Annotated in this window: 23 protein-coding genes; 14 read left to right on the forward strand and 9 right to left on the reverse strand. The window is 68.6% G+C overall.

Annotated features, from left to right (window positions below; all coding sequences use genetic code 11):
- Positions 1 to 306: 306 nt before the first annotated feature.
- Positions 307 to 1506 (reverse strand): RNA-guided endonuclease InsQ/TnpB family protein, encoded by a 1200-nt coding sequence (locus tag ACWDUM_RS06100; RefSeq protein ID WP_450133245.1) that lies wholly within the window; start codon positions 1504 to 1506, stop codon positions 307 to 309.
- 90 nt (positions 1507 to 1596) lie between these two features.
- Here ACWDUM_RS06100 and glnT point away from each other — a divergent pair, with 90 nt between their 5' ends.
- The 9 genes from glnT to ACWDUM_RS06145 all read left to right on the forward strand — a co-directional run bounded on the left by glnT (position 1597) and on the right by ACWDUM_RS06145 (position 10314).
- On the forward strand, positions 1597 to 2973 hold the full coding sequence (glnT, locus tag ACWDUM_RS06105) for a type III glutamate--ammonia ligase (protein WP_450133246.1): 1377 nt from the start codon (positions 1597 to 1599) through the stop codon (positions 2971 to 2973).
- 32 nt (positions 2974 to 3005) lie between these two features.
- Positions 3006 to 3893, forward strand: coding sequence for a glutamine amidotransferase (locus tag ACWDUM_RS06110; protein WP_450133247.1), 888 nt, complete (start codon positions 3006 to 3008; stop codon positions 3891 to 3893).
- Between the two features lie 100 nt (positions 3894 to 3993).
- Positions 3994 to 4695 carry a GltB/FmdC/FwdC-like GXGXG domain-containing protein gene (locus tag ACWDUM_RS06115; RefSeq protein ID WP_450112395.1) on the forward strand — a complete coding sequence of 234 codons (702 nt, stop codon included), beginning with the start codon at positions 3994 to 3996 and terminating at the stop codon, positions 4693 to 4695.
- 67 nt (positions 4696 to 4762) lie between these two features.
- Positions 4763 to 6088: an FMN-binding glutamate synthase family protein gene (locus tag ACWDUM_RS06120; protein ID WP_450133248.1), complete on the forward strand. Its 1326-nt coding sequence runs from the start codon at positions 4763 to 4765 to the stop codon at positions 6086 to 6088.
- Entirely contained in the window at positions 6085 to 6408 is a 324-nt protein-coding gene (locus tag ACWDUM_RS06125) for a WhiB family transcriptional regulator (RefSeq protein ID WP_450133249.1), read from the forward strand. Before ACWDUM_RS06120 ends, ACWDUM_RS06125 begins: the two co-directional genes overlap by 4 nt.
- Positions 6405 to 7634 (forward strand): allantoate amidohydrolase, encoded by a 1230-nt coding sequence (locus tag ACWDUM_RS06130; protein WP_450133250.1) that lies wholly within the window; start codon positions 6405 to 6407, stop codon positions 7632 to 7634. Before ACWDUM_RS06125 ends, ACWDUM_RS06130 begins: the two co-directional genes overlap by 4 nt.
- Positions 7634 to 8200: a HutD/Ves family protein gene (locus ACWDUM_RS06135; RefSeq protein ID WP_450133251.1), complete on the forward strand. Its 567-nt coding sequence runs from the start codon at positions 7634 to 7636 to the stop codon at positions 8198 to 8200. The genes ACWDUM_RS06130 and ACWDUM_RS06135 overlap by 1 nt, the downstream gene beginning before the upstream one ends.
- Before the next feature lie 159 nt (positions 8201 to 8359).
- Positions 8360 to 9553, forward strand: a complete 1194-nt coding sequence (locus ACWDUM_RS06140; RefSeq protein WP_450133252.1) for an NAD(P)/FAD-dependent oxidoreductase — start codon at positions 8360 to 8362, stop codon at positions 9551 to 9553.
- Positions 9554 to 9666: 113 nt separating this feature from the next.
- Positions 9667 to 10314 carry an SDR family oxidoreductase gene (locus tag ACWDUM_RS06145; RefSeq protein ID WP_450133253.1) on the forward strand — a complete coding sequence of 216 codons (648 nt, stop codon included), beginning with the start codon at positions 9667 to 9669 and terminating at the stop codon, positions 10312 to 10314.
- On the opposite strand, the gene ACWDUM_RS06150 is transcribed toward ACWDUM_RS06145, so the two are convergent.
- Positions 10304 to 10663 carry a YybH family protein gene (locus tag ACWDUM_RS06150; RefSeq protein WP_450133254.1) on the reverse strand — a complete coding sequence of 120 codons (360 nt, stop codon included), beginning with the start codon at positions 10661 to 10663 and terminating at the stop codon, positions 10304 to 10306. The genes ACWDUM_RS06145 and ACWDUM_RS06150 overlap by 11 nt on opposite strands.
- Positions 10664 to 10759: 96 nt before the next feature.
- Between ACWDUM_RS06150 and ACWDUM_RS06155 the strand changes: the two genes are divergently transcribed.
- Complete coding sequence (locus tag ACWDUM_RS06155; RefSeq protein WP_450133255.1) at positions 10760 to 11629, forward strand: LysR family transcriptional regulator; 870 nt, start codon at positions 10760 to 10762, stop codon at positions 11627 to 11629.
- Positions 11630 to 11633: 4 nt separating this feature from the next.
- Here ACWDUM_RS06155 and ACWDUM_RS06160 read toward each other — a convergent pair whose 3' ends face one another.
- The gene (locus ACWDUM_RS06160) at positions 11634 to 11912 is read right to left on the reverse strand and encodes a DUF1905 domain-containing protein (protein WP_450133256.1); all 279 of its coding nucleotides are present in this window, start codon (positions 11910 to 11912) and stop codon (positions 11634 to 11636) included.
- A 162-nt stretch (positions 11913 to 12074) separates the two neighbouring features.
- Between ACWDUM_RS06160 and ACWDUM_RS06165 the strand changes: the two genes are divergently transcribed.
- Positions 12075 to 12722, forward strand: a complete 648-nt coding sequence (locus tag ACWDUM_RS06165; protein WP_450112405.1) for a helix-turn-helix domain-containing protein — start codon at positions 12075 to 12077, stop codon at positions 12720 to 12722.
- 5 nt (positions 12723 to 12727) lie between these two features.
- Here the strand turns inward: ACWDUM_RS06165 and ACWDUM_RS06170 are convergent, their stop codons facing one another.
- Entirely contained in the window at positions 12728 to 13498 is a 771-nt protein-coding gene (locus ACWDUM_RS06170; RefSeq protein WP_450112406.1) for an IclR family transcriptional regulator, read from the reverse strand.
- Between the two features lie 201 nt (positions 13499 to 13699).
- Here ACWDUM_RS06170 and ACWDUM_RS06175 point away from each other — a divergent pair, with 201 nt between their 5' ends.
- The 3 genes from ACWDUM_RS06175 to ACWDUM_RS06185 are packed head-to-tail and all read left to right on the forward strand — an operon-like array spanning position 13700 to position 16343.
- On the forward strand, positions 13700 to 14467 hold the full coding sequence (locus tag ACWDUM_RS06175; protein WP_450133257.1) for a CoA transferase subunit A: 768 nt from the start codon (positions 13700 to 13702) through the stop codon (positions 14465 to 14467).
- Entirely contained in the window at positions 14464 to 15117 is a 654-nt protein-coding gene (locus ACWDUM_RS06180; RefSeq protein ID WP_450112408.1) for a 3-oxoacid CoA-transferase subunit B, read from the forward strand. The genes ACWDUM_RS06175 and ACWDUM_RS06180 overlap by 4 nt, the downstream gene beginning before the upstream one ends.
- 29 nt (positions 15118 to 15146) lie before the next feature.
- Positions 15147 to 16343: an acetyl-CoA C-acetyltransferase gene (locus tag ACWDUM_RS06185; protein WP_450133258.1), complete on the forward strand. Its 1197-nt coding sequence runs from the start codon at positions 15147 to 15149 to the stop codon at positions 16341 to 16343.
- A gap of 63 nt (positions 16344 to 16406) precedes the next feature.
- Here ACWDUM_RS06185 and ACWDUM_RS06190 read toward each other — a convergent pair whose 3' ends face one another.
- From ACWDUM_RS06190 to ACWDUM_RS06210, 5 genes are read right to left on the reverse strand one after another with little or no spacing between them, the layout of a single operon-like run.
- Positions 16407 to 17954: a flavin-containing monooxygenase gene (locus tag ACWDUM_RS06190; RefSeq protein ID WP_450133259.1), complete on the reverse strand. Its 1548-nt coding sequence runs from the start codon at positions 17952 to 17954 to the stop codon at positions 16407 to 16409.
- The gene (locus ACWDUM_RS06195; RefSeq protein WP_450112411.1) at positions 17951 to 18805 is read right to left on the reverse strand and encodes an alpha/beta fold hydrolase; all 855 of its coding nucleotides are present in this window, start codon (positions 18803 to 18805) and stop codon (positions 17951 to 17953) included. The genes ACWDUM_RS06190 and ACWDUM_RS06195 overlap by 4 nt, the downstream gene beginning before the upstream one ends.
- A gap of 8 nt (positions 18806 to 18813) precedes the next feature.
- Positions 18814 to 19569, reverse strand: coding sequence for an aspartate/glutamate racemase family protein (locus tag ACWDUM_RS06200; protein ID WP_450133260.1), 756 nt, complete (start codon positions 19567 to 19569; stop codon positions 18814 to 18816).
- Complete coding sequence (locus ACWDUM_RS06205) at positions 19566 to 20900, reverse strand: M20 family metallopeptidase (protein WP_450133261.1); 1335 nt, start codon at positions 20898 to 20900, stop codon at positions 19566 to 19568. Before ACWDUM_RS06205 ends, ACWDUM_RS06200 begins: the two co-directional genes overlap by 4 nt.
- Positions 20893 to 22212, reverse strand: coding sequence for an amidase (locus tag ACWDUM_RS06210; RefSeq protein WP_450133262.1), 1320 nt, complete (start codon positions 22210 to 22212; stop codon positions 20893 to 20895). Before ACWDUM_RS06210 ends, ACWDUM_RS06205 begins: the two co-directional genes overlap by 8 nt.
- Position 22213: the final 1 nt, after the last annotated feature.

Below are 22213 nucleotides of genomic sequence, written 5' to 3' on the forward strand. Positions count from 1 at the left end.
GAGAAGGGGAGAACGCCACAATCGCTGGCGTGAAACAGACACTACTGAGAGGAAACACACCGCGAGGTTGCGCGGGGATAAATCCGTGTAACCAAACCCTCTCTCCCGCAAAGTTTTTGACTCAACCCGAACGACCCCGGGACTCGTCACGACAACCTGACCCAGCCGTAACACTCCCGTCATGATTGCTATGTTTCCTAGTAGTCGACATCGATTCATCCAGTGAAACATCCAGTGGCGATCATCGGCACGCGATCGCAGTAGTGACACGAAGAACGACTCGAACCGAGAAGACCAGGAGCCCCGTTAACGCTTCTTCTGCCTGAAGGCAGGGGATTTCACGCTCAGACCGCAACCGGACCACTCGCTCCGAAGGAGGTGATCAGATTGTCTGACATCGTCGACACGTGTGTGACCGCGCTCTGCCACAGCCAGGACCACCCTGGCAGCGTTCCGATCCCGACCATCTGTGAAACCGCAGTCGGCACATCGGAAGATCCGTTCGTCGAGCTCGAGGCGATGCTTGGCTCTCGCGAAACACCTCGAACACGTCATCGTCGTGTACGCGGGCCGCACCAACACCACCTTCCGGCCGGCCCGCACACCACGCTCGAGAAGTTCCCGCTTCGCCGCACCGATCGCGGCGTCTGCGGCTTTACGTGCCATCGTGGACTTGGTGAGGAACTTCGGCGTGAAGTCCTCGACCGCGATCACCGAGTGGTTGTCGACGACCCGCTTCGCCCACACCCGGCTGGCGTGTCGGGTTTGGCGCGCCGCCTTCTTGTGGAGCTTCGCTGCCTCCCGCTTCGCTCGTTCATAACCCTTGGACTGCGGTTTGCGCTTGCCCCTGTACCGGCGAGCCATCTTCCGCTGAGCTTTCGCCAGCTCCGCCGCGCACCGCTTCCGGTATCCCAAGTACGGCAAATCAAACGCCGCGTTCGTGGTGGTGGCGGTACAGGACACACCCCAGTCCACCCCGATCCCACTATCGGCCTCCGGTACCGGTGCGGGAGGCGCTTCTCGTTCCACGACGAACGACGCGTACCAGTGCCCCGTCGCATCCCGGTTGATCCGGACACTGGACGGGTCGGACGGCAACTCCCGCGACCACACGACCGGAACACTGATCCCTTTCGGCAGGACCAGGCGGCCGTCGCGAATGCGGAACCCGCGGCGCGTGTATTCCAAGCTCGGCAACGTCGTCTTGCGGGGTTTGAACCTCGGACGCCCACGCCCCTTAACCGTGAACGACTGATCCAAGGCCCGAGCGTACGTGCGCAGCATCTGCTGCTGTGCAACCTGCGACCCGTCCCGCAGCCAGGTGTTACGCATACGTGCTTCCGTCAACAGTCTCGACAGCTTCCCGAATGTCGGCCGCGGACTCGACTTCTGTTGGTGCACGGCCTCGTTCCATACGAACCGACACCGGTGCCACTCTCCCTCCAACGCGCGCAGTGCCTGCACACCGGGCCGCAATCGAAATGAATACCCCACCACTTCCCCCATGCTCTGCAACCTAACCGGCCCCACCGACAGAAAGGAGGACGGCGCATCCACTCCCCCCGAGAACGAGGGAGTGTCCGCGCCGGACACCCGATGACGCTTGACACCACAGACCTCACCGTGATGCGTCTCCCCTCGTCGTCCGACAGCGCATCCGACACCGCGCCCACCGACCTCACAGGCCTGGCCCGCGCGACCGGCACCCGCTTCATCCTCGCGGTCTTCGTCAATCTGGCAGGCAAGCCGTGCGCGAAGCTGGTTCCCGTCGAATCGGTCGACGAACTCGCCACCGAGGGAGTCGGTTTCGCGGGTTACGCGGCCGGCGCGATGGGCCAGGAGCCCAAGGATCCCGACCTGGTCGCGATCCCCGACCCCTCCTCGTTCACCCCGATCCCGTTCGTCCGCTCCGGCCTGGCGCTCGTCCACTGCGACCCGCACGTCGAGGGCAAGCCCTGGCCGTACGCCCCGCGGGTCATCCTGAAGTCGGCGCTCGCTCGCGCCGCCGCTCAGGGTCTCGAGGTGAACGTCGGCGCCGAGATCGAGTACTTCCTGGTCAACAAGGACGAGGCCGGCGGCCTGCGCACCGCCGACGCACTCGACACGTCCCGACAGCCCTGCTACGACGCCCGCGACGTCACCCGGATGTACGAGCACCTGACCTCGATCTCCACCGCCATGAACGAGCTCGGCTGGGGCAACTACGCCAACGACCACGAGGACGGCAACGGTCAGTTCGAGCAGAACTTCAACTACTCGGACGCGCTGACCACCGCCGACCGGGTGGTGACCCTGCGCTACCTGATCTCGGTCCTCGCCGAGGAACGCGGCATGACCGCCACCTTCATGCCGAAGCCGTTCGCCGACCGCACCGGCAGCGGACTGCACATGCACCTGTCCCTGTGGCGTGACGGCGAGTCCGCCTTCCCGGACGCCTCCGACCCCCGCGGCCTCGGGCTCTCGCAGACCGCGTACTCCTTCATCGCGGGCATCCTCGAGCACGCCTGCGCACTGCAGGGAGTGATCGCGCCGACGGTCAACTCCTACAAGCGAACCGGCGCCACCGCGACGAGCAGCGGCGCCACCTGGTCGCCGCGCCGGGCCACCTACGGCGGCAACGATCGCACCCACTACCTGCGCGTGCCGGACCACAACCGCGTCGAACTGCGCGGCGGCGACGGCTCGGCGAACCCCTATCTCGCCGCGGCGGCCGCGATCGTGGCCGGGCTCGACGGAATCGAACGCAACCTCGACCCGGGCGAGCCGGGTGCGGGAGCCGGGCCGGACACCCTGCCGATGACCCTGCTGCACGCGATGGACGCGCTCGCCGCCGATCCCGTCGTCTGCGGGGCACTCGATGCCGCCGGCCCCGGGGTCGCCGACTACTTCACCGGCCTCAAGCGCGAGGAGTTCTTCCGGTGGCACAACTCGGTGACCCCCTGGGAGGTCGAGACCTACCTCACCGCCTTCTGACCAACCCGAACCCCCTGACAAGGAGACTGCCCATGTGCGGCATCGTCGGGCTCCACCTTCGCGAGCCCTCCCTGCACCCTCGACTGGGTGAACTGTTGACCGGCATGCTCGGCGAGATGGTCGACCGCGGACCCGATTCCGCGGGCATGGCCATCTACGGCGACCCCGCCTTCTCCCCCGCCGGCCACGCCGCGGTGTCGGTGCTCGGCGCGGAGCCCGGCCTGGCCACCGCCGCGAGCGCGGTGCTCGGCGTGGGGGTCACCGCGATCGAACTGCCACCGACGACGGTGCTGCACGCCCCGGTCCCGGCCCACGAGCTCACCACCGTGATCCGTTCCGTCGCACCGGACGCCACCGTCATCGGATTCGGCGACGAGGTCACCGTGCTCAAGGGCATGGGCGACCCGCTCGATCTGGCCCGCGGATTCGGCCTGCCCACCGCGTCCGGCTGGCAGGGTGTGGGCCACACCCGCATGGCAACCGAGTCCGCGGTCACGGCCGCCGGCTCGCATCCGTTCGCCGTCGGTCCGGACCAGTGCCTGGTGCACAACGGGTCGTTCTCCAACCACCTGTCGGTCAAGCGTGAACTCGAGGCGGAGGGCATCGAATTCGACAGCGAGAACGACACCGAGGTCGGCGCTCGCTTCGTCGCCAAGCATCTCGCCGAGGGCGCGGACCTCGAGAAGGCACTGCGTCTGCTCGGCGAGCGTTTCGACGGCTTCTACACCCTGCTGGTGTCCACCTCCGATTCCTTTGCAGTGGTACGTGATCCGATCGCCTGCAAACCCGCGATCGTCGCCGAGACGGACGCCTACGTCGCGATGGCCTCGGAGTTCCGCGCCCTGGCGCACCTGCCGGGCATCGCCGACGCGCACCTGTTCGAACCCGAACCGGACCGCGTCTACGTCTGGAACCGCTGACGCTCTGCGTCCGACCGCGCTGACGCTCTGCGTCCGACAGCACCGACGCCATGCGCCTGGCAGCGCTGACCCGACATCCCCACACCCTTCGGAGCCGACCGTGACCCTCACCGACACCCACACCGTCACCACCTCGTACGACCTGGCCGAGATCTCGACGCGTGAGCTCAACGCCGCGCTGCACGCCACCGAGTCCCCCGCCACCGTGCGGGTCGTCAACCCGCAAGGCGCCCACGCCCTCGCCTGCGGCCTGGACCGCCCCCTCGACGTCACCATCGAGGGCCACACCGGCTACTACACCGCCGGAATGAACAAGCATGCCTCGGTCACCATCGCGGGCAATGCCGGCGTCGGCGTCGGCGAGAACATGATGTCCGGCACCGTCCGGGTCACCGGCGACGCCTCGCAGTCCGCGGGTGCCACAGCGCACGGCGGACTGCTGGTGATCGAAGGCAATGCCGCAGCCCGCTGCGGGATCTCGATGAAGGGCGTCGACATCGTCGTCGGCGGCGACATCGGCCACATGAGCGCTTTCATGGGCCAGGCCGGGCGGCTCGTCGTCCTCGGTGATGCCGGTGAGGCGCTCGGCGATTCGCTGTACGAGGTGCGGATCTACGTGCGCGGCACCGTCGCCTCGCTCGGCGCGGACTGCGTCAAGAAGGAGATGCGTCCCGAGCACCTCCAGGAACTGCGCGAACTGCTGGACGCGGCCGGCCTCGACGCCGACCCGGCCGATTTCACCCGCTACGGCTCGGCCCGCAACCTCTACCACTTCCACGTCGACAACGCTTCCGCGTACTGACCGTCCGGCGCACCACACCCGCCACTTCCGCGATACACCCTGCCTTTTCAGCACCCAGGAGTACACCATGACGACGTTCCAGCCCGGTCTCCGCGAGTCGGCCACCTTCGACCGCAGCGTCATCCACGAGATCCAGCGTGCCGCCGACACCGGTATCTACGACATCCGCGGCTGGGGCGCCAAGCGCAAGGTCCCGCACTTCGACGATCTGCTGTTCCTCGGCGCGTCGATGTCGCGCTACCCGCTCGAGGGCTACCGCGAGAAGTGCGAGACGGACGTCGTGCTCGGTGACCGGAACGCGAAGTACCCGCTGCACCTCGAGACTCCGGTCACCATCGCCGGCATGAGCTTCGGTGCGCTCTCGGGCCGGGCCAAGGAGGCACTCGGCCGCGGAGCCAGCGAGGTCGGAACGTCGACGACCACCGGTGACGGCGGCATGACCCCGGAGGAGCGCGGCCAGTCCAAGCACCTGGTCTACCAGTACCTGCCGTCGCGTTACGGCATGAACCCCGACGACCTGCGCAAGGCCGACGCGATCGAGATCGTTCTCGGTCAGGGCGCAAAGCCGGGTGGCGGCGGAATGCTGTTGGGCCAGAAGATCACCGAGCGGGTCGCCGGGATGCGCACCCTGCCGGTCGGCATCGACCAGCGCAGTGCGTGCCGGCACCCGGACTGGACCGGGCCGGACGACCTGGCCATCAAGATCATCGAGCTGCGTGAGATCACCGGCTGGGAGAAGCCCATCTATGTGAAGGTCGGCGCGACCCGCACCTACTACGACGTCAAGCTCGCGGTGAAGGCCGGAGCCGACGTCGTCGTGGTCGACGGCATGCAGGGCGGCACCGCCGCCACCCAGGACGTGTTCATCGAGCACGTCGGCATCCCGACCCTGGCCGCGATCCCGCAGGCCGTGCAGGCGCTGCAGGAGATGGGCATGCACCGCACCCCCGGCGGCGTGCAGCTGATCGTGTCGGGCGGCATCCGGTCCGGCGCCGACGTCGCCAAGGCGATGGCGCTCGGCGCCGACGCGGTTGCGATCGGCACCGCGGCCCTCATCGCGCTGGGCGACAACGACCCCAAGTACCAGGCCGAGTACGAGAAGCTGGGCTCGGCCGCCGGCTTCTACGACGACTTCCAGGACGGCAAGGACCCGGCCGGCATCACGACCCAGGACCCGGAGCTGCAGGCCCGCTTCGATCCCATCGAGGGCGGCCGCCGCCTCGCCAACTTTCTGCGGGTGCTCACAATGGAGGCGCAGACCATCGCCCGCGCCTGCGGTAAGTCGCACCTGCGCAACCTCGAGCCGCAGGACCTCGTCGCGCTGACCGTCGAGGCGTCCGCGATGGCCCGCGTCCCGCTCGCCGGAACCACCTGGATCCCAGGCCGGATGTGAACCGGGACCACCCCGTCACGTTGCCCACTCCCGTCGTCGAGGCGTGGGAGTGGCAACTGCGGGCCCGGTGCCGCACCCACGACGTCGACTTCTTCGGCGAGACACCGGAACTGGTGCGCCACGCCAAGTCGGTCTGCGCCGGCTGTCCGGTGCGGGAGGAGTGCCGCTGGTTCGCGGCGCGGGCGGGCGAGACCCACGGCGTGTGGGGCGGGGTGTCGGCCGACGAGTTGCCAAGGTACCGATGGCTCCCCCCGCCGCACTCACTCCGCCGCGCGCACTGGGAGCACACAGCACACATTTCGAGAGGACAGACCGCATGACCGCATTCGACTCGCTCTGGGCGTCGATCATCGACGTCGGCAAGCACGCGACGACCGGCGGCTACCGACGATTCGCCTGGAGCGACGCCGATCTCACCCTCCGCGAATGGTTCCGCGGCTGCGCCGCCCAGCGTGGCATGGATGTCGAGGAGGACCGGAACGGCAACCTGTGGGCCTGGTGGCTGCCCGAGGACTGGGTCGGGGATCCGACCGGCGCCTTCGTGACCGGCTCGCACCTGGACTCGGTCCCCGACGGCGGCGCCTTCGACGGTCCGCTCGGCGTGGTGTCGGCCTTCGCCGCGGTGGACCTGCTCCGCGAGCGCGGCGTCCTCCCGACGGTTCCGATCGCGATCGCCGCGTTCTCCGACGAGGAGGGGGCACGGTTCGGGGTGGCCTGTGTCGGCAGCCAGCTCACGACCGGGGCACTGACCGCCGAGCGGGCCCTCGGGCTGCGCGACCGGGACGGAATCACGCTCGCGGAGGCCATGGCCCGGGCCGGACGCACACCCGAGCACGTCGGCGTCGACGAAACCCTGGTCGACCGGGTGGGCGTGTACGTCGAACTGCATGTCGAGCAGGGCCGCGCCCTCGACCTCGTCGACAGGCCGATCGCCGTCGCGTCGTCGATCTGGCCGCACGGCCGGTGGCAGTTCACCTTCAGCGGGGAGGCCAACCACGCCGGCGCGACCCGACTGGTCGACCGCCGGGATCCGATGCTCGCCTATGCGTCGTCCGTGCACAGTGCGCGATCCTGCGCCGCCGGCCTCGGCGCGGTCGCCACATTCGGCAAGCTCGAGGTTCTTCCCAACGGCGCCAACGCGATTCCGTCGGAGATCAAGGCCTGGCTCGACGCTCGCGCCGCCGACGAGGAAACCCTGACCAAACTGGTCGCCGAGATCGAGGCGGACGCCCGCCGGCACTGCCTTCCGGACGGGATCGGACTCGACGTCTTCGCCGAGTCGATCACGCCGATCGTCGAGTTCCCCTCCGAGCCGCGAGAGCGCCTGCGGCGCGCCCTCTCCCACCTCGGTGACATCCCGATCCTGCCCACCCAGGCCGGACACGACGCGGGAATTCTCGCCGAGAAGGTCCCGACCGCAATGATGTTCGTGCGCAATCCCACCGGCGTCTCGCACTCGCCGTACGAGTTCGCAGAGGCGGACGACTGCAACATCGGTGCGCAGGCACTGGCGGACGTGATGGCGGACTGGACGGCCGGTGCCTGATGTCCGCCGTACAGCTGGTGCGAGCCGCCGAGCGGCGCCGCGTCCCGTGGCGGAACGGCGCCGGCGTGACGGAGGAGATCGCGGTCGGACCTGATCGCGGTGTGGGAAAACCACTCTGGCGGATCAGTGTCGCCGAGTTGGGCGACGCCCCGACGGTGTTCTCCGCGTACGACGGCATCGACCGGATCTTCACCGTCGTCGGCGACCACGCCGTAACACTGGAATGGGATTCACACTCGGTGTCGCTGCAGCCCTGGCGACCCCATCCGTTCGACGGTGCTGCGGCGCCGCGGTGCCTCCCCGATCAGGCCACCCGGGCGTTCAACGTGATGACCGACGCGACGGCGGCCCACGCGGAGGCCGAGTTCGTCGACCTCGGCGCGACCTCTGTCACGACCGGGCCGGATGCCGTGACGGCACTGTTCGTGCGCTCCGGCACCGCGGCCGCCACGGCGTACCGGGCCGAGGCCGGCGACTGTCTCGTCGTTCGACACGACGCGGTCGACCTGCAGGGCGAGGCACAGGGACTACTCGTGCGAATTCATCTGTCCCACAGCACGGGCTGACGCTCGTCGTCACAGCCTCCTGACCACGCCGTAACCCCTTTGTCATGCCCATCGAGTTTCCTGATATGAGACAACGATTCATAGACAGAAACGAAGTGGGTTCCGAAAACAGCAGCCGACCTCCCGTCCGCGGGAGCCTCGTGAACCGAAGGATTCTCCGTGACGCAGACAACCAAGTTCTTGATCGTCGGCGGCGGCCTCGAAGGTCTTGCCATCGCCTACTCGCTCGCCGACCGAGGCGAGACCGACGTGCTGGTGCTCGAGCGCGACACCCTGTGCTCCGGTATGACCGGCAAGTCCAGCGGCGTCGTCCGGTGCCACTACGGCACACCGTCGCTGGCCGCGATGTCCTGGTACGGCGTCGACATCTTCACTCGCGCGACCGAGATCTTCGGCGACGACATGGCATTCCGGCAGTGCGGTTACGTCGTCGGCGTCGGCGAGAACAACGTCAAGCCGCTCGAGGCGAACATCGAGATGATGCAGTCGCTGGGTATCGCGACCGAGTTCATAGCCCACGACAAGATGGCCGAGCTCTGGCCGGGGATGAACCTGGACGACTTCGCGCTCTTCGCCTACGAGCCGCTCGGCGGTCGTGGTGAGGCCTACATGACCGGCATGGCGTTCGCCGCGACCGCGCGGAAGATGGGCGTCAAGATCCGGCAGAGCACCCCGGTCGTCTCGCTCCTGCAGAACGACTCGGGACGCGTCTACGGCGTCACGCTGGCCGACGGCTCGGAGGTCCACGCCGAGCACGTCATCGTCGCGGCCGGCCCGTGGACGCCGGCCCTCGTCGCCGGGGTGGGCGTCGATGTCGACGTCAAGGCGCAACGCGCACAGCTGGTGCTCGTCGATCAGGGCGTTCCCACCCCCGAGGTTCCCGTGCTGTCCGACCTCGCGGGCCTGCAGTACATCTGCCGGGAACCGAACGGCGAACTGCTGGTGGGCAATTCCGACCACCAGGCGCCGGAGTACATCGACCCCGACAACTACAGCAACCGCGCGGACGACAGCACCATCGAGAAGAACATCATGAAGCTGGGCAACCGCTTGCCCGACATGCCGGATCCGCGGATCACCAGCAGCTACGTCGGCGCCTACGACGTGACGCCGGACTACAACCCGATCATCGGTCCCGCTCCCGTGGGCGGTCTGTTCCTGGCCACCGGCTTCTCCGGCCACGGATTCAAGATCTCCCCCGCCGTCGGCAAGCTCGTCGCCGACATGCTCCTCGACGACGGCAAGACCACCCTGCCGAACGTCGACCCGCACGACTTCCGTTACTCCCGCTTCGAGGAGGGTGACCTGCTGCTGAGCCTGAACCAGTACGAGGGCGCCGGCGAAATGCGCTAGGCGCCGCCGGCACCTGTGCGCCTTCTTGGTGGTCCCAACTCCGAAAAGGCGCACGGGTGCGGAGCACCTGTAGGTTGGGACGCGGCCCCGGATTCCCTACGGAAGGAACGGTCATGGCTCGCGTCGTCGTCATCGGTGGACACGGCAAGGTCGCGCTGCATCTGGAACGGATGCTGGCGGCACGGGGCGACACGGTGACCGCCCTGATCCGCAACCCCGAACACGCCGCCGATGTCGAAGCGACCGGCGCCCGGCCGGTGGTCGCGGATGTCGAGAACATGAGCACCGAGCAGATCGCGGAGGTTCTGCGGGGACACGACGCCGTCGTCTGGTCGGCCGGCGCGGGCGGCGGCAGCCCGGCGCGCACCTACGCCGTGGACCGGGACGCCGCGATCCGCTCGATGGACGCGGCAGCGGCGGCCGGGGTCCGCCGGTACGTGATGGTGTCCTACCTCGGGTCGCGACCCGATCACGGAGTACCGGAGGACAATTCGTTCTTCGCCTACGCCGAGGCGAAGGCCGCCGCCGACGAGTACCTGCGGGCGACCGATCTGGACTGGACCGTCCTCGGTCCCGGAACGCTGACTCTCGATCCCGGAACGGGGCTCGTCGAGGTGTCCCCCACACCGGCCGCGAAATCGGTTCCGCGCGAGGACGTCGCCGCGGTCGTCGCCGCGACTCTCGCGGATCCGACCACCGTCCGCCGCACCATCCCCTTCAACAGCGGGCAGACGCCGATCGCCGAGGCTCTCACCCGCTGACCGCGACGAATTCGGGCTGGTCGAGGACGCGCAACCAACTGCCGTCGGGCTGACGCCGGACCACCTGGGCTCGGGCACCGGCGCCGTCCCTCGGCGGCGTCGACGTCAACGCGAGATCACCGCAGACCAGCGTCGGCAGCGGCTCCTCGGCCTCGAAGTGCGGCCGGTTGGCGAGCACGGACTGCCAGAGTGCCTGGATCGCCGCCCGTCCGACGGTGGTGCGGCCAGGCGGGTACGCCATCACCGCGTCCTCCGCGTACAGGGCGGCGACCCCGGCGGCGTCCCCGGCATTGGAGCGCTCGACGAACAGCCGGGTGATGTCCTCGGGTCGCATCGCCTTCTCGTACATGGGTTCCTCCTGCCATCGGGTTCGACACCTCCAGCCTCGCCGTCCACAGTTCAGAAGTCCAACAGATGGATCTGATCAGAACTAGAATCTGAAGTTATGGATCTGAGGCAGCTGGAGTACTTCGTCGCGGTCGCCGAGGAGCGGAACTTCACTCGCGCCGCCCAGCGGGTGCACATCAGCCAGTCCGGGGTCAGCGCTCAGATCCGCGCGCTCGAGCGCGAACTCGGCGCCGAACTGTTCGATCGCTCCACCCGCAGCGTGACGTTGACCGTCGCGGGCAAGGCCGCGCTCGAGCACGCCCGGGCCGCACTGGCGTCGGCGGAGGCGCTGGGACAGGCCGTCGGTGAGGTCACCGACCTGATCCGTGGGCAGCTCACCGTCGGGATGGTCGTCGGCTGCACGATCACACCGCTGTTCGACGCGCTCGCCCGGTTCCACCTTGCCCATCCCGGAGTGGAACTGACTCTGACCGAGGACAACTCGGATCGGCTTCTGGGCGCGGTTCGTGACGGCACCGTCGACCTGGCGCTGGTCGGCACGGCCACGGCCCCCACCGACCTCGAATCGCTCACCGTCGTCAGCGAACCGCTGGTCGTCGCAGTACCCGCCGATCATCGGCTGGCCCGACGCCGGACCGTCACCCTGCGCGACGTGTGCACCGACACCGTCGTGTGCATGCCGCCGGGCACCGGCCTGCGGTCCGTCTTCGACAATGCCTGCACCGCAGCGGGACTGACACCGCGGATCGGCCTGCAGGCGGGTGCCTCCGACGCGATCGCGGACCTCGCCGCGCGCGGTCTCGGGGTGGCGATCCTCAGCGAGTCGATGGCCTCCGCCCACCCCCATCTCGTCGCCCGCGCTGTTGACGACCTGGACGCTCCCGCGCTGCTGGCGCTGGTGTGGCAGAACGCCAACCGGCCCGCGGTCCGCGAACTGCTCGCGCACTGCCGCCGCGCATTCGCATGAGCCGTCAGCCCAGGCGTTCGAGCAGTCGCACGGTCACGTCGTCCCCGGCCTGCTTGCCGATCGCGTCCCGCACCGACGCCTTGACCGGCAACTTGTGGGTGCCGTCGCCGAGGGCCATGAACGAACTCTCGAACGGGTGCCCGTCGACGGTGCCGCGGACCTTCACCAGTCCGCGGGTACCGAAGTACGCGACGGACTCAGGCCACACCAGGTACGTCCAGCCGCCCTTCGCCGGGCTCTTGACCAGCGTGGCGACGAACTCTCGATCCAGGGCAGTGGTCATGACACGCCTCCTCACGTGAGTGTCCCTCTGGAGGGTTGGACCGCGCGAGCGGCCGGAACTCATCGCACACAGCGTCACCGAAAGGCTTGCAGCGCGCCGTGCCGACTGCGGCTTGCAGCGCGCCGTGTCCACTGCCGGGAAACACCCCGCTAGGCTGGGTGGATGGCCAGCCCGAAGCGCCCCGTGCACCACGACACCGCGCAGCGCGAGGTGCCCGCGGACACCCCGACCGGCGTCGACCTCGAACGCGTCATCGCCGAACAGGTCCGCAAGCTCCGGCTGGCGAGCGGGCTGTCCGTCGGCGACATGGCCGCGAAGATCGGGATCTCGAAGGCAATGCTCTCGAAGATCGAGAACGCGCAGACCTCGTGCAGCCTCTCGACCCTCGCCCGGCTCGCCGCCGGCCTGGACGTGCCGGTGACGTCCCTGTTCCGCGGCGCGGACTCGACGCGGGACGCGGTGTTCACGTCGGCCGGGCAGGGCGCCGAGATCGTCGGCCGCGGCACCCGGGTCGGTCACCACTACGAGATGCTCGGGGCGCTGCGCGGGCAGCACAAGCGACTCGAGCCGGTGCTGGTGACGCTGAACAACGCCAGCGAGGTGTTCCCGCTGTTCCAACATCCCGGCACCGAACTGCTGTACATGCTCGAGGGTGAGATGGTCTACGGCCACGGCGAGAACGAGTATCGGCTGCGCCCCGGGGACGCCCTACTCCTCGACGGCGAGGGCCTGCACGGCCCGAACGAGTTGGTCGAGTTGCCGATTCGATTCCTCGCCGTGACCGCCTACCCGGACAACCACCAGGGCTGACGGCGTCAGCGCCCCCGCCGCAGCCGCAGCGTCAGCCGGTGCGCCTGGCGCAGCAGCAGTTCCCCGAGCTCCTTCCGCCGTTCGAGCGGGAAGCGAGATTCCACACCGGTCAGACTCAGCGCCCACGCGGGCTGCTCGGCGGTGTCGAACACGGCCGCGCCCATGCCCCAACTGCCCTCGACGAGCAGCCCGGGATTGACGCAGTACCCGGTCAGCCGGGTGGCGTCGATCCGCTCCCGAATGCCCTCGGAGCTGTGGTCGGAGCCCCACGCGGCGGTCAGCTCGTGGCGGCCGAGGTACTCGTCGATCTCCCGGTCCGGCAGGTGCGACAGGATGACCAGCCCCGCGGACGCGACCCCGAGCGGCAGCCGGATACCGACGTGCAGAACGTGTGAGCGCAGCGGGAAACTACCCTCCTCCCGGGCGATGCACACCGTCTCGTCGCCCCGCCGGGCCGAGAGGAACGCGCTCTCCCCGGTCTCGCGGGCCAGGTCGCGCAGGATGTCGCGGGCGACGTCGGTGATGTCGTAGCGGCCCGCGGCCTGCGCCCCAAGCAGATACAGCTCCGGCCCGAGCGACCACCGGCCCGTCTTGTGATCCCGGTCGACCAGCCCCTCCTCGGCCAGCGAGGTCAGCAGCCGGTGCGCGGTGGGCCGGGCCAGGTCCGTGGCACGGGCGAGGTCGGAGGTGGACGCGCCGCCCGGCTCCACCGCCGAGATTGCTCGCAGCAGGGCACCCACCCGACGGATCACCTGAGGCTTGAGTGTGTCCTCCATGCCCCCGATCATACGTTCACTCAGTGAACGCATGTTTCGGAGCAGTCCACCAAACGAGCACTCTGGACCGATTCACGATCTGCTCTTGAACCCCTGCGACCTGCGCACTTAAGTGTCGAGGAGGAAGTCCCCGCGACGTCCGCCGGATGAACACCATTCGAGGACAGGACCGCGGGATGCCACCCGAGTGGAAGGACTGGGATGGGAACGACAGTGTTCGCCACGACGACCGAAGCGGTCGCCGACATCGGCGACGGCGCCACGATCGCCGTCGGAGGGTTCGGGCTGTGCGGGATTCCCGACGCCCTGATCGATGCGCTCCGCGCGTCCGGGGTCGGCAACCTCGAGGTGTTCTCCAACAACTGCGGCGTCGACGACCACGGTCTCGGAATCCTCCTCGGCGCCAAGCAGATCAGCCGCGTCACCGCCTCGTATGTCGGCGAGAACAAGGAATTCGCGCGCCAGTACCTCTCCGGTGAACTCGAGGTCGAACTGACCCCACAGGGCACCCTCGCCGAGCGCCTCCGTGCGGGCGGTGCCGGCATTCCCGCGTTCTTCACCCCCGCCGGTGTCGGCACCCCCGTCGCCGACGGCGGCCTGCCGTGGCGCTACGACGCCGACGGCTCCGTCGCGGTCGCGTCCCCGCCCAAGGAGACCCGCGAGTTCGGCGGCAAGCGGTACGTGATGGAACACGGCATCTCCGCCGACTTCGCCCTCGTGCACGCCGTCCGCGGCGACACCGCGGGCAACCTGGTCTTCGACAAGACCGCACTGAACTTCAACCCCCTCGCTGCGATGGCGGGCAAGGTCACCATCGCGCAGGTCGAGGAACTCGTCCCCGCCGGCGAGCTCGATCCGGCCCAGGTGCACCTGCCGGGCGTGTTCGTCCAACGGATCGTGCACACCGGCCCCCAGAACAAGCGCATCGAGAAGCGCACCGTGACTGCGACCGAAGGAGCCTCGCGATGACCGGATGGACCCGCGACGAGATGGCCGCGCGTGCGGCCGCGGAGATGATCGACGGCGAGTACGTCAACCTCGGCATCGGCCTGCCGACGCTGATCCCCGGCTACCTGACCGACGACGTGCGGGTGACCCTGCACTCGGAGAACGGCATCCTCGGCACCGGCCCGTACCCGACCGACGACGCGGTCGACCCGGACCTGATCAACGCGGGCAAGGAGACCGTCACCGTCAATCCCGGTGCCGCGTTCTTCGATTCGGCGTTGTCGTTCGGCATGATTCGCGGCGGCCACATCGACACCGCGGTCCTCGGCGGCATGCAGGTGTCGGCCACCGGCGACCTCGCCAACTGGATGGTGCCCGGCAAGATGGTCAAGGGCATGGGTGGCGCGATGGACCTCGTGCACGGCGCACGACGCGTCATCGTGGTCATGGAGCACACCGACCGTGACGGCGGCGCGAAGATCGTCGAGTCCTGCAGCCTGCCGCTGACCGGGCAGGGCGTCGTCAACCGGATCATCACCAACCTCGCGGTGATCGACGTGGTCGGCGACGGCACCCTCGCGCTGGTCGAGTTGGCGCCCGGCGTGACGGTCGACGATGTCACCGCCGCGACCGACGCCCCGCTGGACATCCGCCTGCCCGAACTCGTCTGAGCAACCTGCACTTTCGAAAGGAAACATCCGTGACGGACAACGTTTCGGTCATCGTCGCCGGATCCCGGACCCCGGTAGGTCGATTGCTCGGTTCCTTGAAGGACTTCTCGGGATCGGACCTCGGTGGGATCGCGATCAAGGGCGCGCTCGACAAGGCCGGGGTCGCCCCCGAGCAGGTCGAGTACGTGATCATGGGCCAGGTCCTCACCGCCGGTGCTGGGCAGATCCCCGCCCGCCAGGCCGCCGTCGCCGCCGGCATCCCGATGAGCGTGCCCGCGCTGACGATCAACAAGGTGTGCCTGTCCGGCTTGGGCGCCATCGCGATGGCCGACCAGCTGATCCGCGCCGGCGAGTTCGACATCGTCGTCGCCGGCGGCCAGGAGTCGATGTCCCGCGCACCGCACATGCTCGAGAAGTCCCGGCAGGGCTTCAAGTACGGCGACGTCACCCTGCGCGACCACATGGCCTACGACGGCCTGCACGACATCTTCACCGACCAGCCGATGGGCAACCTCACCGAATCCGCCAACGCCGGGGAGAAGTTCGTCTCCCGCGAGGAGCAGGACGCCTTCGCCGCCGCCTCGCACCAGCGCGCGGCCCGCGCCTGGAAGGACGGGGTGTTCGACACCGAGGTCGTGCCGGTGACCATCCCGCAGCGCAAGGGCGACCCGATCGTCGTCACCGAGGACGAGGGCATCCGCCCCGACACCACCGCCGAGTCCCTCGCCGGACTGCGCCCCTCCTTCTCCAAGGACGGCACCGTCACCGCCGGCTCCGCCTCGCAGATCTCCGACGGTGCCGCGGCGGTCGTCGTGATGTCCAAGGCCAAGGCCCAGGAACTGGGCCTGGAGTGGATCGCGGAGATCGGATCCGCCGGCGTCGTCGCCGGACCCGACTCGACGCTGCAGTCGCAGCCCGCCAACGCGATCGCCAAGGCGTGCGAGCGGGAGGGCATCGACCCGAAGGACCTCGACCTGGTCGAGATCAACGAGGCGTTCGCCGCTGTCGGTATCGTCTCGGCCCGCGAACTGGGCATCGATGCCGACAAGGTCAACGTCAACGGCGGCGCGATCGCGCTCGGGCACCCCCTCGGCATGTCCGGCGCGCGTATCGCGCTGCATCTGGCGCTCGAACTGGCCCGCCGCGGCGGCGGCGTCGGCGCGGCCGCGCTGTGCGGCGGCGGCGGCCAGGGCGACGCCCTGATCGTCCGCGTACCCAAGAAGTAAGGCAGACAACGAAAGGCCCCGGTGTCGCGGCGGAGGTGCGCGACACCGGGGCCTCCCCGAGCTTTACAGTCGAGTTGATGGCGCCGTCACGCCGTGACGGCGCATCAACACGCGGGTGGTTCGACGGTACGACGCCGGCCGGGCGGGCAGGAACCACTGCGCGGTCCGTGTCAGCGTCCCCACGTTCGCGTCGATCTCGTCGAGCACCTCGTCGACCTGTCGCAACGAGAACGGGATGATGTTCGTGCCGCGGGCGGGCTTGCCCTCGCTGCGTTCGATCATCCAGTCCAGCCGGGTCCGCACGAAGGCGCGCCGATCCTCGAGCGGCGGCAACTGCGTGCCACCGAGCATGTGGTCGGTCGCCCACAGCGCGGCGGCCTCGGCGCTGAGCGGGCTGAACAGCGACGACCCGTAGCCGACGAAGTACAGGTTCGGGACGTCGAGCGGCAGAATCTGCCGGTACAGCTGGAAGTTGCCCTCGTCGTCGGTCAGCCTGTCCTGCATCGCCTCGGTCAGGAACGGTACGCGCTGCTGGAATCCGGTGGCGCACACGATGACATCCGCCGGAATCACGGTGCCGTCGCCGAGCTCGGCCACGGGCTTGCCGTCCTTCTCGTGCAGCGCAGTGATGACGGTCCCTCGTCGGACACCGATCGTGCCGTCCGCCACCTTCTCGTAGAACTGTTCGGTCGCCAGGCTCACCGCGTGTCGGACGATCCGCTCGAACGATCCCTCCGGCACCAGCCCGACCCGGTCGAGGAGCAACTGCTTCTGCGCGACGGACTGAACGGCGCCGAGCAGACCGTTGCGCAGGAAGCGGCCGGGGCCGATGAGGAACCGCCCGAACCCACGCTGGTCGATGTGCTCGAAGAGCCCCTCACTCAGTCGGGTGAGCAGAACGTACTTGTAGTTCAGTACGTTCCCGAGCTTGCGCGGCATCTTCCACGTGACTTCGCGGGCGACGACCGTCATGGAGGCGGAGACCTCGCTGAGTGCCTCGGCGACGTCGCATGCGGACTTTCCGTAGCCCACGACCAGTACGTCCTTGCCCGCGGCGTCCTCGAGCCGATGGAAGTCGGACGCCGCACACAACCGCCCGCCCGCCTGCTCGTAGTCGTCGACACCGGGATACGGGGGCACGAACGGGTCGCAGAAGATCCCGTTCGCGATCACGAGACGGTCGTACCGCTGCTCATCGACCCGGCCGGACTCGACCTCGCGGGATGTCACCGACCAGAACCCGGTGTCCTCGTCCTGGACAGCCGCGGTCACCTCGGTGCCCAGGCGCAGGTGCGGCACCAACCCGAAGTGCTCGGCGTACCCGGCCAGGTATTGCTGCACCTGCTCGCCGCTGGGCCACTCGGGATACCCGCGCGGCATCGGGTAGTCCGAGAATGCGTAGGTGCCCTTGTTGTTCTGCGTCGTCACACCGGGGTAGCGCCGGGTGACGCTCCATACCCCGCCGACGTCCGGCGTGCGGTCGTACACCGTGACCTCGAAGCCGAACTGCCCGAGCACCTTCGCCGAGGACAGGCCAGCGACGCCGGCCCCGATGACCGCGACCCGCATCGGATCCCCTGCGGATCCGCCGGGTGACCCGCTGGGGCTCACCGCCCCTCCCCCGACACGAGCGCCTCTCCGAGGAACTGGCTCACGAGCTGCTGGAAGCGCGCCGCATGTTCGATCTGCGTCCAGTGTCCGCACTTGCCGAACACGTGCAGCTGCGAGTTGGGGATGGTGTCGAACATGTGCTGGGACGCCGCCAGCGGCACGACCCGGTCTTCACGGCCGTGCAGGATGAGTACCTCGTGCTCGATCCCCGCCAGCTCATCGTCCGGCACGATCTGGGCGTCGAGGTGGCGCTGCCGCGGCTCCGGGAAGACCATCTCGAACGCCTCCTGAGCGCCCGGCCGGATCGTGGCGCGGTACCGCAGCTCGGCGAGTTCGTCGGTCACCAGAGACCGGTCGTACGCCATGATGTCCATGATCTTCTTCATGTTCTCGATCGACGGCTCATAGCCCCACAGCGCATCGAGTTCCGGGGTGAAGTCGAACTTCACGCCGCCGGCCCCCATCAGGACGATCCGACCGAGCCGGTCCGGGAACCGCGTCGCGAGGTGCAGTGCCAGACCGCCACCGAACGAGTTGCCCACCACGTGCACCTTCGGGATGTCCAGCCCGTCGAGCAGCGCCAGGACCTGGTCGATCCAGGTATCGAAGATCTCGAACCGCGCCGGTTCGGGCAGCGAGGTGTATCCGAACCCGACCAGGTCCGGTGCGATCACCCGGAAGTTCTCTGCGAGAACGGGAATCAGACCACGCCAGTTGGCCCAGGCCGACACGCCCGCGCCGGACCCGTGCAGCAACAGCACGGGATCACCAGTGCCGACGTCGTGGTAGTTGGTGTCGAACGATCCGGTCCGCAGGCTCTTCCCGACCTCGGGATTGATCACGGTTGTCATCTCGACTCCTAGTTCTGGAAGACGGACGCCACGGCCGACAGGAGGTCGTCCTGCGGTCGTTCGGGCGAGGGGTAGGCGCGCTTGCTGTGCGCGAGGTCGGTCTGTACGAGCATCTCGCACATCTTGTAGGCCACGACACCGGGATTGAGGACCGGAACGTCCAGTACGGACGACAGATGAGCGTGACTCTGGTGCATCGTCGTCGAGCCGAGGACGATCACGTCGGCGCCGTCTTCCTCCACCGCGGCCCGCGCCTCGCGTTCGAGCGCGGCGAAGACGAATTCCTCCTTGCCGGCGAGCAATTCGGCGGCGTCGGGGCGCACACCGATGTCGCGCACCGATGCCATGCGACCGGTCAGCCCGTTCTCGCGGGCGGCCTTGTGGTACAGCTCGTGCCACTGCGGCCACATCGTCACGACCGAGAATCGCTTGCCGAGCAGGCACGCGAGCAGCATCGTGGCCTGGCTCGGCGCGACGACCGGGATCGTCAACCTGGACCGCAGGGCCGCGAGCGCGGAATCGCTCATCGAGTTGACACACACGCCGGCGTATCCCTGCTCCTCCGCTCTGCATCCGGCGTCGAGCACGAAGGCGTCCGCGAGGGTCGTCTCGTACGCGCTGTCGAGCGCACCGCCGCCCGCCCGCGCCGACACGAATACGTTCTCGAACGCCGGGTGCACGAAGTCGCCGGAGAGCTGGGAGGCGAACGCATCCAATGCCTCCGGAGGGACCGGTACGGGGACGATGTTGAGTACACGCTTCACAGTTCGAGTTCCTCTCTGGTACGAGTGAGGGTGTCGACGACGGCATACGCGACCGCTCGGGTCGCTGTCATCACGTCGGACACCGATGCAACACCCATGCCGCCCAGCCCCTCGTTCAGTTCGTCGGGGGCGGTAGCGGGCGGCCACGGGTAACCGATTCGAGCACAAGGAATTCCGAGACGACGGATGAGCGTGCCGTCCGTCTGCCCACCCAGCAGCGGAGTCGTCTCGTAAGGCCGCCCCTCGACCTCCTCCCACCCACGGCGGCAGGACTGGATGATCCAGTTCGCGGTGTCGGTCATGCCTCCGGGGAGGGACCCGTACATCTCCCAGTCCAGTTCGATGTCCGGGTGACGACACCGCACACCGGCGATCATCTCCGCGAACTGGTGACGGACATCGGCGGGCGTGACCCGCGGGTTGACCCGGACGTCGAGGTAGATCTCCGTGGTGGCCGATGGAAACGCCGGCTTGTCCGGACTGCCGGAGCGCACCGCCGAGATCCAGCCCTCGGGCAGGGTGGATCCCGAGGTGTTCCGTGCGGTGTACTCCGGAAGCCACTGCTCGATCTCCTGAATCACGGTCGCGGCCGGGACGATCGACGAGCGGAAGCCGTCCGTGCCGCGCGTGATACCCGCGTAGCCGAAGGTGCCGCGCACCGAAACCTTGAACCAGCACATTCCCGGTTCCTCGGGGTACACCGCCCACCACGGCTTCAGCACGATCGCGTGGTCCGGCATCATGCCGTGCGTGAGCATGTGGAACACGCCACTGCTCATCCCCACGTGGTCGCGGTTGCTCATCGTCACCGGCATGCCGCCGCCTGCGAATCCGATCGCGAGGTCGCCGACCAAAGGTATGTCCGCGTCGACGACCGCGTTCATCACCTCGGTGAGTCCGGCAACCATGCACTTCGGGTTGGAGGCGCCCAGTCCGATCACGAGATCGCCGTCGACCTTCGCCTGGGGAACCATGTCGGGGCGCAACGACTTCCCCACCCATGGCACGTCCGCCTCGGGGTCGATGTGGGTGTCGATGGGCGCGTACAGCAGCAGGCGGCTCCCTCCGCCCGTTCCGGCCAGTTCACCGACGGCGTTGCCCGTGTGCTCCGACACCGCCTGGTATCGCGCGTCGATCCCGACCCGGTCCCGGAGGTGGGTCGCCATGAACTCGGACGCGGCCCGCTCCCGGCCCGTCGGGCTGTGGATGTCGATCAGGTCGACCAGCAGGTCACGGAACCGGTCCTGATCCAGCTTCGAGCAGACCTGCTCGTACATCTCCCGACGCGTGTCGTCGAGTGGCAGTCGTACGGTCGTCTCCGGCTCAGTCACGTTCGATCTCCTCCGGTACTTCCGGGCGCTCCGCCAGTCCGACGCTGTCGGTGAGGCTGGTGGCCACCCGAATCAGCGCCTGGTCGGCGTGTGCCGGTCCGATGAGCTGGATCCCGAGCGGCAGCCCGTATGCGCCGCGCCCGGTGGGCAGTCCGACTGCGGGACAGCCGCTCACGCTGGCCAGCTTGTTGAACACGGGATCGCCGGTGCTCGTCAGACCCGCCGGCGCCTCCCCTGGCGCGGCGAGCGTCAGCAGCAGGTCTACTTCCGCGAGGGCCCGGTCCACGAACGCTCGCGCGGAGCGCAGCACCCGACGCGCCCGCTGGATCTCGCTCGCCGGCGCGGTTCGTCCGGCGAGGAGGAAGGCGTGCAACTGGTCGCTGATCCGTTCCGGACGCGAACGGTGGATCCGATCGGCGAGCGCCGCGGACGCCTCGGCCGCCATGATGAGCGTGTGTGCCTCGTCGAGGTCCGCCAGCTCCGCCGGTACCTCGATGTCACGGACGTTCGACACCACTTCGCCCATGCCCGAACGGAACTCCTCGAGCATGCTCGCAGCGGCGGGGGTCGCACGGTCCGCCCACGGCGGGCGCAGCACACCGACCCGCATGTCGCGCAGCGCCGGCAGGATCACCGAGTGCGGGGTGTGCGCTCCGTCCGACGCCAGCGACTCGTCCAGCGCTCCCAGCCATGCGGGATGGCGGGCGAATCCGCCGACGGTGTCGAAGGTGAGCGCCACGGGCAGCACGCCGTCGAACGGCCACCGGCCGTACGTCGGTTTCAGGGTGAACACGCCACAGAACGAGCCGGGGCGCAGCACCGAACCGGCGGTCTGCGTGCCGAGAGCCAGCGGCACCTGGCCGTCCGCCACCGCGGCGGCCGAACCGCTCGACGAGCCGCCGGGAGTGTGACCCAGCGCGTGCGGGTTCCGGGTCTGCGTCGGACGGTAGGTGGCGAACTCGGTGGTGGTCGTCTTCCCCAGGACGACGGCCCCGTCCCGGCGCAGGCGTCGCACCACTTCGGCGTCCCGTTCCGGGCGCCATCCCGCCCACAGCTCGGAGCCGTAGCCGGTTGGCTGGTCCCCGGTCTCGATGATGTCCTTGAGGCCGAACGGGATCCCGTGCAGTGCCGAGCGCCGCGGCTCGGCGTCGCGGGATCGGGCCTGCTCCAGCGCCAGATCGGGATCCAGGTGGGCCCACGCCTTGATCGCGTGGTCGCGGGCACCGATCCGCTCGAGGCAGTGTTCCACCGCGGCGGAGCTGAGATTCTCGTCGGCCAGGATGTCCGCGAAGGGAGAGGAGACGACTGACATC

It is taken from the genome of Rhodococcus sp. NPDC003322 (assembly GCF_053589555.1).

Excerpts from the sequence above, each read along its gene's own strand:
- ACWDUM_RS06145 (WP_450133253.1), top strand. The coding sequence starts at position 9,667 with ATGGCTCGCGTCGTCGTCATCGGTGGACACGGCAAGGTCGCGCTGCAT.
- ACWDUM_RS06170 (WP_450112406.1), bottom strand. The coding sequence starts at position 13,498 with ATGGAGGACACACTCAAGCCTCAGGTGATCCGTCGGGTGGGTGCCCTG.
- ACWDUM_RS06195 (WP_450112411.1), bottom strand. The coding sequence starts at position 18,805 with ATGACAACCGTGATCAATCCCGAGGTCGGGAAGAGCCTGCGGACCGGA.
- ACWDUM_RS06150 (WP_450133254.1), bottom strand. The coding sequence starts at position 10,663 with ATGTACGAGAAGGCGATGCGACCCGAGGACATCACCCGGCTGTTCGTC.
- ACWDUM_RS06160 (WP_450133256.1), bottom strand. The coding sequence starts at position 11,912 with ATGACCACTGCCCTGGATCGAGAGTTCGTCGCCACGCTGGTCAAGAGC.
- ACWDUM_RS06155 (WP_450133255.1), top strand. The coding sequence starts at position 10,760 with ATGGATCTGAGGCAGCTGGAGTACTTCGTCGCGGTCGCCGAGGAGCGG.
- ACWDUM_RS06100 (WP_450133245.1), bottom strand. The coding sequence starts at position 1,506 with ATGGGGGAAGTGGTGGGGTATTCATTTCGATTGCGGCCCGGTGTGCAG.
- ACWDUM_RS06110 (WP_450133247.1), top strand. The coding sequence starts at position 3,006 with ATGTGCGGCATCGTCGGGCTCCACCTTCGCGAGCCCTCCCTGCACCCT.
- ACWDUM_RS06180 (WP_450112408.1), top strand. The coding sequence starts at position 14,464 with ATGACCGGATGGACCCGCGACGAGATGGCCGCGCGTGCGGCCGCGGAG.
- glnT (WP_450133246.1), top strand. The coding sequence starts at position 1,597 with ATGACGCTTGACACCACAGACCTCACCGTGATGCGTCTCCCCTCGTCG.
- ACWDUM_RS06130 (WP_450133250.1), top strand. The coding sequence starts at position 6,405 with ATGACCGCATTCGACTCGCTCTGGGCGTCGATCATCGACGTCGGCAAG.
- ACWDUM_RS06165 (WP_450112405.1), top strand. The coding sequence starts at position 12,075 with ATGGCCAGCCCGAAGCGCCCCGTGCACCACGACACCGCGCAGCGCGAG.
- ACWDUM_RS06135 (WP_450133251.1), top strand. The coding sequence starts at position 7,634 with ATGTCCGCCGTACAGCTGGTGCGAGCCGCCGAGCGGCGCCGCGTCCCG.
- ACWDUM_RS06210 (WP_450133262.1), bottom strand. The coding sequence starts at position 22,212 with ATGTCAGTCGTCTCCTCTCCCTTCGCGGACATCCTGGCCGACGAGAAT.
- ACWDUM_RS06175 (WP_450133257.1), top strand. The coding sequence starts at position 13,700 with ATGGGAACGACAGTGTTCGCCACGACGACCGAAGCGGTCGCCGACATC.
- ACWDUM_RS06120 (WP_450133248.1), top strand. The coding sequence starts at position 4,763 with ATGACGACGTTCCAGCCCGGTCTCCGCGAGTCGGCCACCTTCGACCGC.